This is a genomic window from Sphaerisporangium rubeum, assembly GCF_014207705.1.
GTDB classification, from domain to species: domain Bacteria; phylum Actinomycetota; class Actinomycetes; order Streptosporangiales; family Streptosporangiaceae; genus Sphaerisporangium; species Sphaerisporangium rubeum.
The window spans coordinates 1,439,446-1,453,900 of the sequence record NZ_JACHIU010000001.1 but is presented as its reverse complement, the minus strand read 5'-3'; the positions used below and the strand labels follow the sequence as shown (position 1 = coordinate 1,453,900).

The 14,455-nt window shown below is 66.9% G+C and carries 25 protein-coding genes; all 25 read right to left on the bottom strand.

Going from position 1 to position 14,455, the window contains the following annotated elements:
* Positions 1–48 precede the first annotated feature (48 nt).
* Entirely contained in the window at positions 49–873 is an 825-nt protein-coding gene (gene map, locus BJ992_RS06275) for a type I methionyl aminopeptidase (protein ID WP_184978987.1), read from the bottom strand.
* Positions 874–1,020: 147 nt separating this feature from the next.
* On the bottom strand, positions 1,021–1,674 hold the full coding sequence (locus BJ992_RS06270; RefSeq protein ID WP_184978986.1) for an adenylate kinase: 654 nt from the start codon (positions 1,672–1,674) through the stop codon (positions 1,021–1,023).
* Positions 1,674–2,981 (bottom strand): preprotein translocase subunit SecY, encoded by a 1,308-nt coding sequence (secY, locus tag BJ992_RS06265; protein ID WP_184978985.1) that lies wholly within the window; start codon positions 2,979–2,981, stop codon positions 1,674–1,676. Before secY ends, BJ992_RS06270 begins: the two co-directional genes overlap by 1 nt.
* Positions 2,982–3,149: 168 nt before the next feature.
* The gene (gene rplO, locus BJ992_RS06260) at positions 3,150–3,617 is read right to left on the bottom strand and encodes a 50S ribosomal protein L15 (protein ID WP_184978984.1); all 468 of its coding nucleotides are present in this window, start codon (positions 3,615–3,617) and stop codon (positions 3,150–3,152) included.
* Positions 3,618–3,619: 2 nt separating this feature from the next.
* Entirely contained in the window at positions 3,620–3,802 is a 183-nt protein-coding gene (gene rpmD, locus BJ992_RS06255; protein WP_184978983.1) for a 50S ribosomal protein L30, read from the bottom strand.
* A gap of 3 nt (positions 3,803–3,805) precedes the next feature.
* On the bottom strand, positions 3,806–4,438 hold the full coding sequence (gene rpsE / locus BJ992_RS06250; protein WP_184978982.1) for a 30S ribosomal protein S5: 633 nt from the start codon (positions 4,436–4,438) through the stop codon (positions 3,806–3,808).
* A 49-nt stretch (positions 4,439–4,487) separates the two neighbouring features.
* Positions 4,488–4,868: a 50S ribosomal protein L18 gene (gene rplR, locus BJ992_RS06245; protein WP_184978981.1), complete on the bottom strand. Its 381-nt coding sequence runs from the start codon at positions 4,866–4,868 to the stop codon at positions 4,488–4,490.
* Between the two features lie 2 nt (positions 4,869–4,870).
* A complete protein-coding gene (gene rplF / locus BJ992_RS06240; protein ID WP_184978980.1) occupies positions 4,871–5,413 on the bottom strand; it encodes a 50S ribosomal protein L6 in 543 nt (180 codons plus the stop codon).
* Positions 5,414–5,432: 19 nt separating this feature from the next.
* On the bottom strand, positions 5,433–5,831 hold the full coding sequence (gene rpsH / locus BJ992_RS06235; RefSeq protein WP_184978979.1) for a 30S ribosomal protein S8: 399 nt from the start codon (positions 5,829–5,831) through the stop codon (positions 5,433–5,435).
* A gap of 175 nt (positions 5,832–6,006) precedes the next feature.
* Complete coding sequence (locus BJ992_RS06230) at positions 6,007–6,192, bottom strand: type Z 30S ribosomal protein S14 (protein ID WP_184978978.1); 186 nt, start codon at positions 6,190–6,192, stop codon at positions 6,007–6,009.
* A gap of 38 nt (positions 6,193–6,230) precedes the next feature.
* Positions 6,231–6,800 carry a 50S ribosomal protein L5 gene (gene rplE, locus BJ992_RS06225; RefSeq protein WP_184978977.1) on the bottom strand — a complete coding sequence of 190 codons (570 nt, stop codon included), beginning with the start codon at positions 6,798–6,800 and terminating at the stop codon, positions 6,231–6,233.
* Complete coding sequence (rplX, locus tag BJ992_RS06220; RefSeq protein WP_221475217.1) at positions 6,800–7,099, bottom strand: 50S ribosomal protein L24; 300 nt, start codon at positions 7,097–7,099, stop codon at positions 6,800–6,802. Before rplX ends, rplE begins: the two co-directional genes overlap by 1 nt.
* A 9-nt stretch (positions 7,100–7,108) precedes the next feature.
* The gene (gene rplN / locus BJ992_RS06215; RefSeq protein WP_184978975.1) at positions 7,109–7,477 is read right to left on the bottom strand and encodes a 50S ribosomal protein L14; all 369 of its coding nucleotides are present in this window, start codon (positions 7,475–7,477) and stop codon (positions 7,109–7,111) included.
* A gap of 139 nt (positions 7,478–7,616) precedes the next feature.
* Entirely contained in the window at positions 7,617–7,898 is a 282-nt protein-coding gene (rpsQ, locus tag BJ992_RS06210) for a 30S ribosomal protein S17 (RefSeq protein WP_184978974.1), read from the bottom strand.
* Positions 7,891–8,127 (bottom strand): 50S ribosomal protein L29, encoded by a 237-nt coding sequence (gene rpmC, locus BJ992_RS06205; RefSeq protein WP_184978973.1) that lies wholly within the window; start codon positions 8,125–8,127, stop codon positions 7,891–7,893. Before rpmC ends, rpsQ begins: the two co-directional genes overlap by 8 nt.
* 55 nt (positions 8,128–8,182) lie before the next feature.
* Positions 8,183–8,599: a 50S ribosomal protein L16 gene (rplP, locus tag BJ992_RS06200; protein ID WP_184978972.1), complete on the bottom strand. Its 417-nt coding sequence runs from the start codon at positions 8,597–8,599 to the stop codon at positions 8,183–8,185.
* Positions 8,600–8,601: 2 nt separating this feature from the next.
* Positions 8,602–9,447 carry a 30S ribosomal protein S3 gene (rpsC, locus tag BJ992_RS06195; RefSeq protein WP_184978971.1) on the bottom strand — a complete coding sequence of 282 codons (846 nt, stop codon included), beginning with the start codon at positions 9,445–9,447 and terminating at the stop codon, positions 8,602–8,604.
* Positions 9,447–9,815 carry a 50S ribosomal protein L22 gene (gene rplV / locus BJ992_RS06190; RefSeq protein WP_184978970.1) on the bottom strand — a complete coding sequence of 123 codons (369 nt, stop codon included), beginning with the start codon at positions 9,813–9,815 and terminating at the stop codon, positions 9,447–9,449. Before rplV ends, rpsC begins: the two co-directional genes overlap by 1 nt.
* A 28-nt stretch (positions 9,816–9,843) precedes the next feature.
* A complete protein-coding gene (rpsS, locus tag BJ992_RS06185) occupies positions 9,844–10,122 on the bottom strand; it encodes a 30S ribosomal protein S19 (RefSeq protein ID WP_184608224.1) in 279 nt (92 codons plus the stop codon).
* Positions 10,123–10,133: 11 nt separating this feature from the next.
* On the bottom strand, positions 10,134–10,967 hold the full coding sequence (gene rplB, locus BJ992_RS06180) for a 50S ribosomal protein L2 (RefSeq protein ID WP_184978969.1): 834 nt from the start codon (positions 10,965–10,967) through the stop codon (positions 10,134–10,136).
* A 48-nt stretch (positions 10,968–11,015) separates the two neighbouring features.
* On the bottom strand, positions 11,016–11,318 hold the full coding sequence (gene rplW, locus BJ992_RS06175) for a 50S ribosomal protein L23 (protein WP_184978968.1): 303 nt from the start codon (positions 11,316–11,318) through the stop codon (positions 11,016–11,018).
* Complete coding sequence (gene rplD, locus BJ992_RS06170; protein WP_184978967.1) at positions 11,318–11,968, bottom strand: 50S ribosomal protein L4; 651 nt, start codon at positions 11,966–11,968, stop codon at positions 11,318–11,320. The genes rplW and rplD overlap by 1 nt, the downstream gene beginning before the upstream one ends.
* Positions 11,965–12,618, bottom strand: a complete 654-nt coding sequence (gene rplC, locus BJ992_RS06165; RefSeq protein WP_184978966.1) for a 50S ribosomal protein L3 — start codon at positions 12,616–12,618, stop codon at positions 11,965–11,967. The genes rplD and rplC overlap by 4 nt, the downstream gene beginning before the upstream one ends.
* A 14-nt stretch (positions 12,619–12,632) precedes the next feature.
* Positions 12,633–12,941 carry a 30S ribosomal protein S10 gene (gene rpsJ, locus BJ992_RS06160; protein WP_030912931.1) on the bottom strand — a complete coding sequence of 103 codons (309 nt, stop codon included), beginning with the start codon at positions 12,939–12,941 and terminating at the stop codon, positions 12,633–12,635.
* 266 nt (positions 12,942–13,207) lie between these two features.
* Positions 13,208–14,401, bottom strand: coding sequence for an elongation factor Tu (gene tuf, locus BJ992_RS06155; RefSeq protein ID WP_184888245.1), 1,194 nt, complete (start codon positions 14,399–14,401; stop codon positions 13,208–13,210).
* Positions 14,402–14,455: the final 54 nt, after the last annotated feature.

Below are 14,455 nucleotides of genomic sequence, written 5' to 3'. Positions count from 1 at the left end.
GCGACCGTCCCCAAGACAGGCGACGCGGGCCTGACGACCCGCCGCGCCTCAGGAACCGGCTCGCCCTCCCAGCAACTCGGTGAGCCGTGCCTCTCCCCCGTCAAGGGCAGTAAGCACCCAAGGCCCATTATCGGTCACGGCGACGCTGTGCTCGAAGTGCGCCGAGGGCTTGCCGTCGACGGTGACGACGGTCCAGTCGTCGGCGAGCACCCTGGTGCGCTCGGTGCCGAGGTTCACCATCGGCTCGATGGCGAAGCACATGCCGGCCTCCAGCTTCGGACCCCGGCCGGGCTTGCCGTGGTTGGCCACCCACGGGTCCATGTGCATCTCGGTGCCGATGCCGTGGCCGCCGTACTCGTGCGGGATGCCGTAACGGCCCTGAGAGCGCACGTACTTCTCGACCGCGTGCCCGACGTCCGACAGGTGCCGGCCGACGGCCAGGGCCGCGATGCCGCGCCACATGGCCTCCTCGGTGACGCGCATCAGCTCGGTGAGCGCCGGGTCGACCTCGCCGACGGCCACGGTGATGGCCGAGTCGCCGTGCCAGCCGTCGAGGATGGCACCGCAGTCGATGGACAGGATGTCGCCCTCGCGCAGCGGCCGGTGGTCCCCCGGGATGCCGTGGACCACCTCGTCGTTGACCGACGCGCAGATGGTCGCGGGAAAGCCCTGATAGCCCTTGAAGGACGGCACGGCGCCTTCGTCGCGGATGGCCTTCTCGGCGATGGCGTCCAGGTCCAGCGGAGTCATGCCGGGACGCGCCGACGTCCGCAGCAGTTCGAGCGTGCGTCCGACCACCAGACCCGCGGCCCGCATCTTGCCGAGCTGCTCAGGCGTCTTGACCTGGATTCCGTGCTTGTTCTTCTTGAACACTGAAGTGGCACCCCCTGGGCGGGTTCAACGGCTGGGCAGGCGTCGCGATTCCCCCGATTGTCCCCCAACACGGCGAACGCCACCCCTGGAGTATCACCCCAGAAGTGGCGTAGGCCAACGAACTTCTCTGTCTGCCGGCGAACTCGATCAGTCGGCGAAACGACGCAGGACCTGCATCGCGCGCTGCGTGATCTCCTCCACCGGGCCGGTCGCGTCCACCCCGTGCAGGATGCCCTCGTCGGCGTAGAACGAGATCAGCGGCGCGGTCTGCTGTTGGTAGACGACCAGCCGGTGGCGGATCGTCTCCTCGCGGTCGTCGTCGCGCTGGAACAACTGGCCACCGCAGACATCGCACACCCCCTCCTTGGAGGAGGGATCGAACACCACGTGCCACACCTTGCCGCAGGAACGGCAGGTGCGGCGCCCCGCCAGCCGCCGTACGACCTCCTCGTCGTCGACGACGAGCTCGAGGACGAGATCGAGCGAGGTGCCGAACTCGGCCAGCATCTTGTTCAGCGTCTGCGCCTGCGGCACGTTCCGCGGGAAGCCGTCCAGCAGGAAGCCCTCCTGCGCGTCCGGCTTCGCGAGGCGGTCGCGGACCATGGCGATGGTGACCTCGTCGGGCACGAGGTCTCCACGGTCCATGTACTCCTTGGCAAGCTTGCCGAGTTCCGTGCCGCCCGACACGTTGGCACGGAAGATGTCACCTGTCGAAATCTTCGGGATGGACAGGTTCGATGCGATGAACTGGGCCTGTGTCCCCTTGCCCGCTCCGGGGGGCCCGACCAGGACGAGGCGCACTACTTGAGGAAGCCCTCGTAGTTCCGCTGCTGCAGCTGGCTCTCGATCTGCTTCACGGTGTCCAGCCCAACTCCAACCATGATCAGAATGCTCGTGCCTCCGAACGGGAAGTTCTGGCTCGCACCCGCCACCGCCAGAGCGATGATCGGGACCATGGAGATCAGGCCGAGGTAGAGCGAGCCGGGGGCGGTCAACCGCATGAGCACGTAGCTGAGGTACTCGGCGGTCGGCCGTCCCGGACGGATGCCTGGGATGAATCCACCGTACTTCTTCATGTTGTCCGCGACTTCAACGGGGTTGAAGGTGATGGACACGTAGAAGTACGTGAAGAAGATGATCAGCACGAAGAACGTGATCATGTACACCGGGTGGTCGCCGGTGACGAGGTTCTGCGCCAGCCACTCGACGACGGCGTTCGGGTTCTGCTGCTGGCCGAAGAGCGACACCACGAGCTGCGGGAGGTACAGCAGCGAGGAGGCGAAGATGACGGGGATGATGCCCGCCTGGTTCACCTTCAGCGGGATGTAGGTGGACGTGCCGCCGTACATGCGGCGTCCCACCATGCGCTTGGCGTACTGCACGGGAATGCGGCGTTGCGCCTGTTCCACGAACACGACCGCCGCGATCATGAACACTCCGACCACCATCACCACGACGAAGGTGAAGGCGTTCTGGCGGAAGATGTTCAGCAGCTCGGACGGGAAGACGGCGATGACCTGAGTGAAGATCAGGATCGACATGCCGTTGCCGACGCCGCGGTCGGTGATGAGCTCACCGAGCCACATGATCACCGAGGTGCCGGCGGTCATGGTGATGACCATGGTCACGATGGTGAAGACGTCCTGGTTCACCAGGACGGACTGGCGGCAGTTCGGGAAGAGCTGCCCGGTGCGGGCCAGCGCGACGAACGCGGTCGACTGGAGGACCGCGAGGCCGATGGTCAGGTAACGCGTGTACTGCGTGATCTTGGCGTTACCGGCCTGCCCCTCCTTCTTCAGGGCCTCCAGGCGCGGGATCACCACGGTGAGCAACTGAAGGATGATGCTCGCGGTGATGTACGGCATGATTCCGAGTGCGAACACGGAAAGTTTCAGCAGTGCGCCACCGCTGAACAACTGCACCATGCCGTAGATGTTGGCGGCGTCGCTCGCCTGCGCCTCTTTCAAGCACTGCTCGACGTTGGTCGTGTGCACGCCGGGCGTCGGAAGCACCGAGCCCAGCCGGAACAACGCGATGATTCCTAGCGTGAACAGCAGTTTGTTGCGCAGGTCGGGCGTACGGAACGCCCGGGTAATCGCGGTCAGCACGGCCCCTCCTGCGCGCCTTTCAGGCGGTTTGGGTCAGCGAAGGTCTGGGAGTGATCCATCGGCACATCTCTGATCAATGAACCCTGGACAGCCCCTCTGTCCAGCGCACTCTAACGCACTACGGGCGCGGAGGCTCACAGTGATCCTCCGCGCCTCGCACTGCACCGCCTACAACTCGGTGACGGAGCCACCGGCCGCAGCGATCTTGTCTTTCGCGGAGGCGGAGAAAGCGTGCGCTCGCACGTTCAACGCCACCGAGATGTCGCCGGTTCCCAGGACCTTCACCGGCTGGTTCTTGCGTACCGCGCCACGCTCCACGAGGGTGTCCACCGTGACGTCTCCGCCGTCGGGGAACAGCTCGCCGAGCTTGTCCAGGTTCACGACCTGATAGGTCGTCTTGAACAGCGCGTTGGAGAAGCCCTTGAGCTTCGGCAGCCGCCGCTGGAGCGGAACCTGGCCGCCCTCGAAGCCGAGAGGGACCTTGGAACGGGACTTGGTGCCCTTGGTGCCACGACCGGCGGTCTTGCCCTTGGAGGCCTCGCCGCGGCCCTTGCGGACCTTGGCGCGGTTGGCTCCCTTGGCCGGCCGCAGGTCGTGGATACCGAGCGGACGCTCGTTGTTCTCTGCGTTAGCCATGACTATTCGACCTCTTCAACCACGACGAGGTGCGTCACCTTGGCGACCTGTCCCCTGACCTCGGGGCGGTCCTCCTTGACGACGACGTCGCCGATCCGCTTCAGGCCCAGCGAGCGAAGCGAGTCGCGCTGGTTCTGCTTGCCACCGATCTTGGACCGGACCTGGGTGATCCGAAGACGCGCCATCGGTCAGCTCACCGCCTTGGCGGCTGCCGCGGCCTCGGCGATGCCCTCGGCGCGGGCCTTGAGCATGCGTACGGGGGCCACGTGCTCGATCGGGAGCCCACGGCGCGCCGCGATCTCCTCGGGCCTGCTGAGGCCCTTCAGAGCCGCCACGGTGGCGTGGACGATGTTGATCGGGTTGTCGGAGCCGAGCGACTTCGACAGCACGTCGTGGATGCCGGCGCACTCCAGCACGGCGCGCACCGGGCCGCCGGCGATGACACCGGTACCGGCGGACGCCGGACGCAGCAGCACGACACCCGCGGCGTCCTCGCCCTGCGAGGTGTGCGGGATGGTGCCCTGGATGCGCGGCACCTTGAAGAAGTGCTTCTTGGCCTCTTCGACACCCTTGGCGATCGCCGCGGGCACCTCCTTGGCCTTGCCGTAGCCGACACCGACCAGGCCGTTGCCGTCGCCGACGACGACCAGGGCGGTGAAGCTGAAGCGCCGGCCGCCCTTGACGACCTTGGCCACCCGGTTGATCTTCACGACGCGCTCGATGTACGAGACGCCCTTGTCTGCGGCACCACCGCGGCGATCGTCGCGACGGTCACGCCGCTCACCACCGCCGCCGGCGCCGCGACGCGGAGCTGCAGCCATCAGTGGTTCCTCTCCTCATTGCTCTTGGTCACGTTGCTGGCCGGAGACATCAGAACTCCAGCCCGCCTTCACGGGCGCTGTCCGCGAGCGCCGCGATGCGGCCCGCGTAGCGGTTGCCGCCGCGGTCGAACACGACGGCGTTGATCCCGGCGGCCTTGGCCCGCTGAGCGAGGAGCTCGCCGACCTTCTTCGCCTTGTCGGTCTTGGTGCCGTCGGCGGTGCGCAGGGAGGAGTCCAGGGTGGACGCGCTCACCAGCGTGTGACCGGCGGTGTCGTCGACGATCTGCACGAACAGGTGCCGCGCGGAACGGTTGACGACCAGACGCGGACGAACCGCCGAGCCGACGACCTTCTTGCGGACGCGGCGGTGACGGCGCGAGCGCGAGAGAGCGCGCGCGGCCCTGTGCTTGGCGATCTTGGTGAAGGCCATGACTACTTACCAGCCTTTCCGACCTTGCGGCGGATCACTTCGCCCTGGTACCGCACGCCCTTGGCCTTGTAGGGGTCGGGCTTGCGCAGCTTGCGAATGTTCGCCGCGACCTCGCCGACCTTCTGCTTGTCGATGCCGTCCACGTGGAACAGGGTCGGCCGGTCGACGCGGAAGCTCACGCCCTCAGGGGCGTCGACGATCACGGGGTGGCTGAAGCCCAGCGAGAACTCCAGCTGCGTCGGGCCCTTGGCCTGGACGCGGTAGCCGACGCCGTGGATCTCCAGCGTCTTGCTGTACCCCTTGGTCACGCCGTCCACCATGTTGGCGATCAGCGTGCGGGACAACCCGTGCAGCGCGCGGACCTTGTTCTCGTCGTTCGGGCGGGAGACGGTGATGTTCCCGTCGTCGCCGCGACCGACCTCGATCGGCTCCGCAACGGTGTGCGAAAGTGTGCCCTTCGGCCCCTTGACCGTGACAGCCCGGCCGTCGATGGTGATATCGACACCGTTCGGTACGGGGATGGGCAGCCGTCCAATTCTCGACATGCTGTTGTGCCTCCCCTCGTCACCAAACGTAGGCGAGGACTTCCCCGCCCACACCACGCTTGCCGGCCTGCTTGTCGGTCATGAGGCCACCGGACGTCGAGATGATCGCGACGCCGAGACCGCCCAGGACCTTGGGCAGGTTGTCCTTCTTTGCATAGACCCGCAGACCGGGCTTGGAAACCCGGCGCAGGCCCGCGATGGACCGTTCACGCGTAGGCCCGAACTTGAGCTCCACCACGAGGTTCTTCCCGACCTTGGCGTCCTCGACGGACCAGGACTGGATGTAGCCCTCCTGCTGGAGGATCTCGGCGATGTGCGCCTTGATCTTCGAGTACGGCATGTTCACGGTGTCGTGATACGCCGAATTCGCGTTTCGCAGACGCGTAAGCATGTCCGCGATCGGGTCGGTCATCGTCATGGCCGGTGGCCCTCCTCACCGCGGTTTCCCGCATGGGACCTACGGTGTGGTCGTGGGCGCCGCGTGTGCGGCACCCGGTTGATATGTCTTCTTCGATGTGCGGCCGGCACCGTGCGGGCCCCTCCCGGAGGGGGCTCTCGTGACGCCGCCCCTGCAAGAGGAGCCCGCGCGGGGTCTACCAGCTCGACTTGGTGATGCCCGGCAGCTCGCCGCGGTGCGCCATCTCACGGAAGCACACGCGGCACAGGCCGAACTTGCGGTAGACGGCGCGAGGCCGCCCGCACCGCGAGCACCGGGTGTAGGCCCGGACGCCGAACTTCGGCTTGCGCGCCGCCTTGGCGATCAGGGACTTCTTGGCCATCAGGCCTTCCTTTCGCGAATCTCAGCCGTCCCGGCCACTTACGCGTCCTTGAACGGGAAGCCGAGAAGCTTGAGCAGCGCCCGGCCCTGGTCGTCGTCGGTCGCGGTGGTCACGACCGTGATGTCCATGCCCCGCTGGCGGTCCACCTTGTCCTGGTCGACCTCGTGGAACATCACCTGCTCGGTCAGGCCGAAGGTGTAGTTCCCGTTGCCGTCGAACTGCTTGGGGGAAAGGCCGCGGAAGTCACGGATACGCGGGAGGGCCAGCGACAGCAGCCGGTCGAGGAACTCCCACATGCGGTCGCCGCGCAGCGTCACGTGCGCGCCGATGGGCATGCCCTCACGCAGCTTGAACTGCGCGATGGACTTGCGCGCGTGCGCGACGGCCGGCTTCTGACCGGTGATGGCGGTCAGGTCGCGGACGGCGCCCTCGATCAGCTTGGAGTCCCGAGCCGCCTCGCCGACACCCATGTTCACCTTGATCTTGGTGAGCCGGGGGATCTGCATGGCGTTCTCGATGCCGAACTGCTCGCGGAGCTTGTCGGCGATCTCCGCGCGGTAACGCTCCTTGAGGCGAGGCGCGGGCCTGGTCTCAGTGGTGGCGGTCATCAGTTGTCCTCACCCGATTCGTCGGCCTTGGCGGCCTTCTTGGCGGGCTTGTCGTCCTTCTTCTCTTCATCCTTGAGCTTCTTGACGTTGCTCACGTGGATGGAGGCCTCCATGGTCTGCACGCCGCCTTCCTTGGCGCCGCGCGGACCCTGGTGGGTCACCTTGGAGTGCTTCTTGACCATGTTGACACCCTCGACGATGACGCGGTCCTCCCGCGGCAGCGCCTGGATCACACGGCCCTTGGCACCCTTGTCCTTACCGGCGATGACCAGGACGAGGTCACCCTTCTTCACATGCAGCTTCGGCATTTACAACACCTCCGGCGCGAGCGAGATGATGCGCATGAACTTCTTCTCGCGCAGCTCGCGACCCACCGGACCGAAGATACGCGTGCCCCGAGGGTCACCGCTGTCCTTGATGATGACCGCGGCGTTCTCGTCGAAGCGGATGTAGGAGCCGTCGGGGCGGCGGCGCTCCTTGGCGGTGCGCACCACGACAGCCTTGACCACATCACCCTTCTTGACACCCGCGGCGGGAAGGGCGTCCTTCACCGTCGCGACGATGATGTCGCCGATACCCGCGTAGCGCCGACCCGAGCCGCCGAGCACCCGGATGCACAGGATCTCCTTGGCACCCGTGTTGTCGGCGACCTTGAGCCGCGACTCCTGCTGGATCACGTCAACTCCCGTGTGTCACGCCGGTTCTCATTCTCTGAGCCTGGCGGAACTAGATTCTGGTCTCATGCGCCCGTCACCGGCCGCGCCGGTGACGGGGGTGACGCTCCGGCGAGCCCCTCGCGGGACCCGCCTGAGCGACTTACTTGGCCCGCTCGAGGATCTCCACGACCCGCCACCGCTTGGTGGCGGACAGCGGCCGGGTCTCCATCAGGAGCACGCGGTCGCCGACGCCGCAGGTGTTGCCCTCGTCGTGGGCCTTGTACTTGGTCGTACGGCGGATGACCTTGCCGTACAGCGGGTGCTTGACGCGGTCCTCGACGGCGACGACGACGGTCTTGTCCATCTTGTCGCTGACGACCAGACCCTCACGGGTCTTGCGGTAGTTCCGCGCCTGCTTGGTGGTCTCTGTTGTCTCAGCCATCGCTCGGCTCCTTCTCGACCGTGACGATGCCGAGCTCGCGCTCGCGCATCACGGTGTAGATACGGGCGATCTCGCGCCGGACGGCGCGGAGCCGACCGTGGCTTTCCAACTGACCGGTCGCCGCCTGGAAGCGGAGGTTGAACAGCTCCTCCTTGGCTTCCTTGAGCTTCTGCACCAGCTCGTCCTGGTCAGAAGTCCGCAGCTCACCGGCGGTCAGGCCCTTGGCCATCACGCCTCACCCACTTCACGCTTCACAGTCCGGACGTCCTTGATCACGCGCGTCATCAGACCTCGACCTCGCGCTTGACGAACCGGCACTTCATCGGGAGTTTGTGCATCGCGCGCCGGAGGGCCTCACGGGCCACCGGCTCGGACACACCGGACAGCTCGAACATCACGCGACCCGGCTTGACGTTCGCGATCCACCACTCCGGCGAACCCTTACCGGAACCCATGCGGGTCTCGGCCGGCTTCTTGGTCAGCGGGCGGTCGGGGAAGATGTTGATCCACACCTTGCCGCCACGGCGGATGTGCCGGGTCATGGCGATACGCGCGGCCTCGATCTGGCGGTTGGTCACGTAGTGGTGCTCAAGCGCCTGGATGCCGAACTCACCGAACGTGACCCTGGTGCCGCCCTTGGCGGCGCCACTGCGGTCAGGCCGGTGCTGCTTGCGGTGCTTGACCCTGCGCGGGATCAGCATGGTCAGCTCCCTTCAGCACCCGGCTGCTCGGCCGGGCCGCTCTCGGACGCCCCAGCGGGCGCGGGGGTTTCGGTCCGCGGGCCACGGCCGCCACCACGGGGGCCGCCGCCGTCACGGCCACGGCCGCCACCGGCGCCACGGCCGCCGCGCTGCGGACGGTCGGTGCGGTCCCGGCGCTGGCCGGCCCGCGCGCCGGCCGCCTGGGCCTCACGCTCGGCGCGGCTGGTCGGGGCCTCACCCTTGTAGATCCACACCTTCACGCCGATGCGGCCGAAGGTGGTGCGGGCCTCGTAGAAGCCGTAGTCGATGTCCGCGCGAAGGGTGTGCAGCGGCACACGGCCCTCGCGGTAGAACTCCGACCGCGACATCTCGGCGCCGCCGAGACGACCGGAGCACTGGACACGGATGCCCTTGGCGCCGCTCTTCATCGCCGACTGCATGGCCTTGCGCATGGCCCGCCGGAACGACACCCGGCTGGACAGCTGCTCGGCCACGCCCTGGGCGACGAGCTGAGCGTCGACCTCGGGGTTCTTGACCTCGAGAATGTTGAGCTGGACCTGCTTCTTGGTCAGCTTCTCGAGGTCGCCACGGATGCGGTCCGCCTCGGCGCCGCGGCGGCCGATGACGATGCCCGGCCGGGCGGTGTGGATGTCGACCTGGACACGGTCGGTGGTGCGCTCGATCTCGACCTTGGAGATGCCGGCCCGCTCCATGCCCTTCTGCAGCATGCGGCGGATCGCGACGTCCTCGGCGACGTACGACTTGTACAGCTTGTCGGCGTACCACCGGCTCTTGAAGTCGGTCGTGATGCCGAGTCGGAACCCGTGCGGGTTAACCTTCTGGCCCACTAGCGGGTCCTTCCCTTCGGCCTGCCCTGGCCCTCGGGCCGGGACTCGACGATCACAGTGATGTGGCTCGTCCGCTTGTTGATCCGATAGGCACGACCCTGCGCGCGGGGACGGAACCGCTTCAGCGTCGGCCCCTCGTCCACCCACGCGCGGCTCACGACCAGCGTCTCGCGATCGAGCTTGTAGTTGTGCTCGGCGTTCGCGACCGCGCTCGACAGCACCTTGTAGATCGGCTCGCTCGCCGCCTGGGGGGCGAACTGCAGCACGGCCTGCGCCTCCGAAGCGGGCAGCCCGCGAATGAGGTCCACCACACGGCGGGCCTTCTGGGGCGTGACACGGACGAACCGCGCCTGAGCCCTGGCTTCCATCGCTTACTCCTCGTTTCCTGAAGGCGCTTTACCGCCGGCTACGCCGGTCTTCCTTGACGTGGCTGCGGAAGGTCCGCGTCGGCGCGAACTCGCCCAGCTTGTGGCCGATCATCGACTCGGTGACGAACACCGGGACGTGCTTGCGGCCGTCGTGGACGGCGATCGTGTGGCCGAGCATGTCCGGCACGATCATGGAGCGCCGCGACCACGTCTTGATGACGTTCTTGGTGCCCTTCTCGTTCTGCGTGTCCACCTTCTTCATCAGGTGGTCGTCAACGAAAGGACCCTTTTTAAGGCTACGTGGCATTTACGCTGCTCCTACCGCTTCTTCTTGCTCCGCCGACGGATGATCAGCCGGTCGCTGGCCTTGTTGGCACGGCGGGTGCGGCCCTCGGGCTTGCCCTTGGGGTTCACCGGGTGGCGACCACCGGAGGTCTTGCCCTCACCACCACCGTGCGGGTGGTCGACCGGGTTCATCGCGACACCGCGGACGGTCGGACGCTTGCCCTTCCAGCGGTTACGGCCGGCCTTACCGATGTTGATGTTGGCCTGCTCGGCGTTGCCCACCTGGCCGACCGAGGCGCGGCAGCGCACGTCGACCTGGCGCATCTCACCCGAGGGCATGCGCAGCGTGGCGAGCTGACCTTCCTTGGCCAGGAGCTGGATCTGCGCGCCGGCCGAACGGCCGAGCTTGGCACCGCCACCGGGCTTCAGCTCCACGGCGTGGATGAAGGTACCGGTCGGGATGTTGCGCAGCGGCAGGCAGTTGCCCGGCTTGATGTCGGCCGCGGGGCCGTTCTCGATGCGGTCGCCCTGCTTGATGCCGGTGGGGGCGAGGATGTAACGCTTCTCGCCGTCCGCGTAGTGAAGCAGCGCGATGCGCGACGTGCGGTTCGGGTCGTACTCGATGTGCGCGACCTTGGCCGGGATGCCGTCCTTGTCGTGCCGCCGGAAGTCGATGATCCGGTACGCGCGCTTGTGCCCGCCGCCCTGGTGACGCGCGGTCACCCGGCCGTGGACGTTGCGGCCGCCCTTGCTGTGCAAGGGGGCAAGCAGCGACTTCTCCGGCGTGCTGCGCGTGAGCTCGGCGAAGTCCGAGACGCTCGCGCCGCGACGACCGGGTGTCGTCGGCTTGTATTTACGGATGCCCATCTTTTTCGTTCATCCTTCAATCAGTGATGCGGTGCGGTGCGGAAGGGGTCAGCCGACCGGGCCGAAGATGTCGATCCGGTCGCCCTCGGCGAGGCTGACGATGGCCCGCTTGGTGCTCGGGCGCTGGCCGTAGCCGAACCGGGTCCGCTTGCGCTTGCCCTGGCGGTTGATCGTGTTGACGCCCGTGACCTTGACGCCGAAGATCTGCTCGATGGCGATCTTCACCTGCGTCTTGTTGGCCGTCTTGCGCACCAGGAACGTGTACTTGTTGTGCTCGTCGATCAGGCCGTAGCTCTTCTCGGAGACGACCGGCTTGATGATGACGTCACGCGGGTCGGTGATCTTCTCCATCAGGCTTCTTCCTTCCCGCTGTCACTCAGCCGGGCGACGACCTGGTCGTACGCCTCGCGGGTGAACACGACGTCCTCGTGGACGAGCACGTCGTAGGTGTTGAGCTGGCCCGCCGACAGGAGGTGGACCTCCGGGGCGTTGCGCAGGCTCAGCCAGGACAGCTCGTCGTTCTCGTCGAGGACGACGAGAACGCTGCGGGCCTGGGAGATCTTGCGCAGGGCCGTGATGGCCGCGCGGGTCTTCGGGGTGTCCCCGTCGACGAGGCCGCTGACGACGTGCACACGGCCGCCGTTCGCCCGGTCGCTGAGGGCTCCGCGCAGCGCGGCGGCCTTCATCTTCTTCGGGGTCCGCTGGGAGTAGTCGCGCGGCACCGGGCCGTGGACGACGCCACCGCCGGTGAACTGCGGCGCGCGGGTCGAACCCTGGCGGGCCCGGCCGGTGCCCTTCTGGCGGTACGGCTTCTTGCCGCCGCCGCGGACCTCGCCACGGGTCTTGGTCTTGTGCGTGCCCTGCCGGCGAGCGGCGAGCTGCGCGACCACGACCTGGTGGATCAGCGGGATGTTGACCTTGGCGCCGAAGACGGCCTCCGGCAGCTCGACCGTCCCGGTCTTCGCGCCGGCCGGGTCGAGGACGTCGATGGTGGTGCTCACTTGTCGGCCCCCTTCTTGGCGGCGGTGCGAATGAGAACGAGGCTGCCGTTGGCACCGGGGAGCGCACCCTTGATCAGGATGATGCCCTTCTCGGCGTCCACGGCGTGCACCTTGAGGTTCTGGACGGTAGTGCGGACGTTGCCCATGCGGCCCGCCATGCGCACGCCCTTGAAGACGCGGCCGGGGGTCGCGCACCCGCCGATGGAACCCGGCGAACGGTGCTTGCGCTGGGTGCCGTGCGAGGCGCCGAGGCCCTTGAAGCCGTGACGCTTCATGACACCGGCGAAGCCCTTGCCCTTGCTCTTGCCGGTGACGTCCACGAACTGGCCGGCCTCGAAGGTGTCGGCGAGGAGCTCCTGGCCGATCTCGTAGTCGGAGGCGTCCGGGGTCCGGATCTCGGTGAAGTAGCGGCGCGGGGTGATGTCGTGCTTACGCAGGTAGTCACCCAGGGGCTTGTTCACCTTGCGCGGGTCCACCTGCCCGTAGCCGAGCTGGACGGCCGAGTAGCCGTCCCTGTCCTCAGTGCGGACACGGGTCACCACGCACGGACCGGCCTCGACGACGGTGACCGGGACGATCCGGTTGCCCTCGTCGAAGACCTGGGTCATGCCGAGCTTCTTGCCCAGGACGCCCTTGATCTGCTTAGCCATGTCAGTGCGTTCCCTCAGAGCTTGATCGAGATGTCGACGCCGGCGGGGAGGTCGAGACGCATGAGCGAGTCGACGGTCTTCGGCGTCGGGTCGATGATGTCAATCAGCCGCTTGTGCGTGCGCATCTCGAAGTGCTCGCGACTGTCCTTGTACTTGTGCGGCGAGCGGATGACGCAGTACACGTTCTTCTCGGTCGGCAACGGCACCGGGCCCGCGACCTTCGCGCCGGTACGCGTCACCGTCTCGACGATCTTCTTGGCCGAGACGTCAATGACCTCGTGGTCATAGGCCTTAAGCCGGATGCGGATCTTCTGTCCCGCCATAGTGGCCTCGGTGTCCTTCGCTGTCGTCCAACAAGTTTCGTGCGGCCTGTGCCGCTTTGGCGTGTCCCACCTGTGCGGTGACCCGGACGCGCATGCCTCCGTGATCTTGCAGCCGTCTCGGCCATCAGGAACGAGCCTGCTGCGAGATCACGGCCTGGCCCGGGGTGCGGGCCCGCTGTGGGCTCCGGGGCCGCCCTGAGGTGGCCCCCTCGTGGTGCGGCGGCCGGTCCCGGTCTCCCGAGCCCGGCCGCCGACCCGCGGTCGAACTACTTGATGATCTTCGTGACGCGGCCGGCACCGACGGTGCGGCCACCCTCACGGATGGCGAACTTGAGACCGTCCTCCATCGCGATCGGCTGGATGAGCTGGACGGTCATCTCGGTGTTGTCACCGGGCATGACCATCTCGGTGCCCTCCGGCAGGGTCACGACGCCCGTCACGTCCGTGGTGCGGAAGTAGAACTGCGGGCGGTAGTTGTTGAAGAACGGCGTGTGGCGGCCGCCCTCGTCCTTGGACAGGATGTAGACCTGCGCCTCGAACTCGGTGTGCGGGGTGGTCGTGCCCGGCTTGATGATGCACTGGCCGCGCTCGACGTCCTCGCGCTTGATGCCGCGCAGGAGCAGACCGACGTTGTCACCGGCCCGGCCCTCGTCAAGGAGCTTGCGGAACATCTCGACACCGGTGACGGTGGTCGTGGTGCTCTTCTCCTTGATGCCGATGATGTCGACGGTCTCGTTGACCTTGACGATGCCGCGCTCGATACGGCCGGTCACGACGGTGCCGCGGCCGGTGATCGAGAACACGTCCTCGATCGGCATGAGGAACGGCTTCTCGGTGTCACGAACGGGCTCGGGGACGTTGTCGTCCACGGCGTTCATGAGCTCGATGATGGAGTCGCCCCACTTCTCGTCGCCCTCGAGCGCCTTCAGCGCCGAGACGCGCACGACCGGCAGGTCGTCACCCGGGAACTCCTGAGCGGAGAGGAGCTCGCGCACCTCGAGCTCGACGAGCTCCAGGATCTCCTCGTCGTCCACCATGTCGGCCTTGTTCAGCGCGACGACGATGTACGGCACACCGACCTGGCGGGCCAGGAGCACGTGCTCCTTGGTCTGCGGCATCGGACCGTCGGTGGCGGCGACCACGAGGATCGCGCCGTCCATCTGCGCCGCACCCGTGATCATGTTCTTCACGTAGTCGGCGTGACCGGGGCAGTCCACGTGAGCGTAGTGCCGCTTCTCGGTCTGGTACTCGACGTGCGCGATGGAGATGGTGATGCCTCGGGCCTTCTCCTCCGGCGCCTTGTCGATCTTGTCGAACGGAGTCGCCTCATTGAGGTGAGGGAACCGGTCGTGGAGCACCTTGGTGATCGCCGCGGTCAGAGTGGTCTTGCCGTGGTCGATGTGCCCAATGGTGCCGATGTTCACGTGCGGCTTGGTCCGCTCGAACTTGGCCTTGGCCACTGCTCTGTCTCCTTAGAGATTCTGACTTGACTTGCTAGTCGTCCGGCTGCGAGG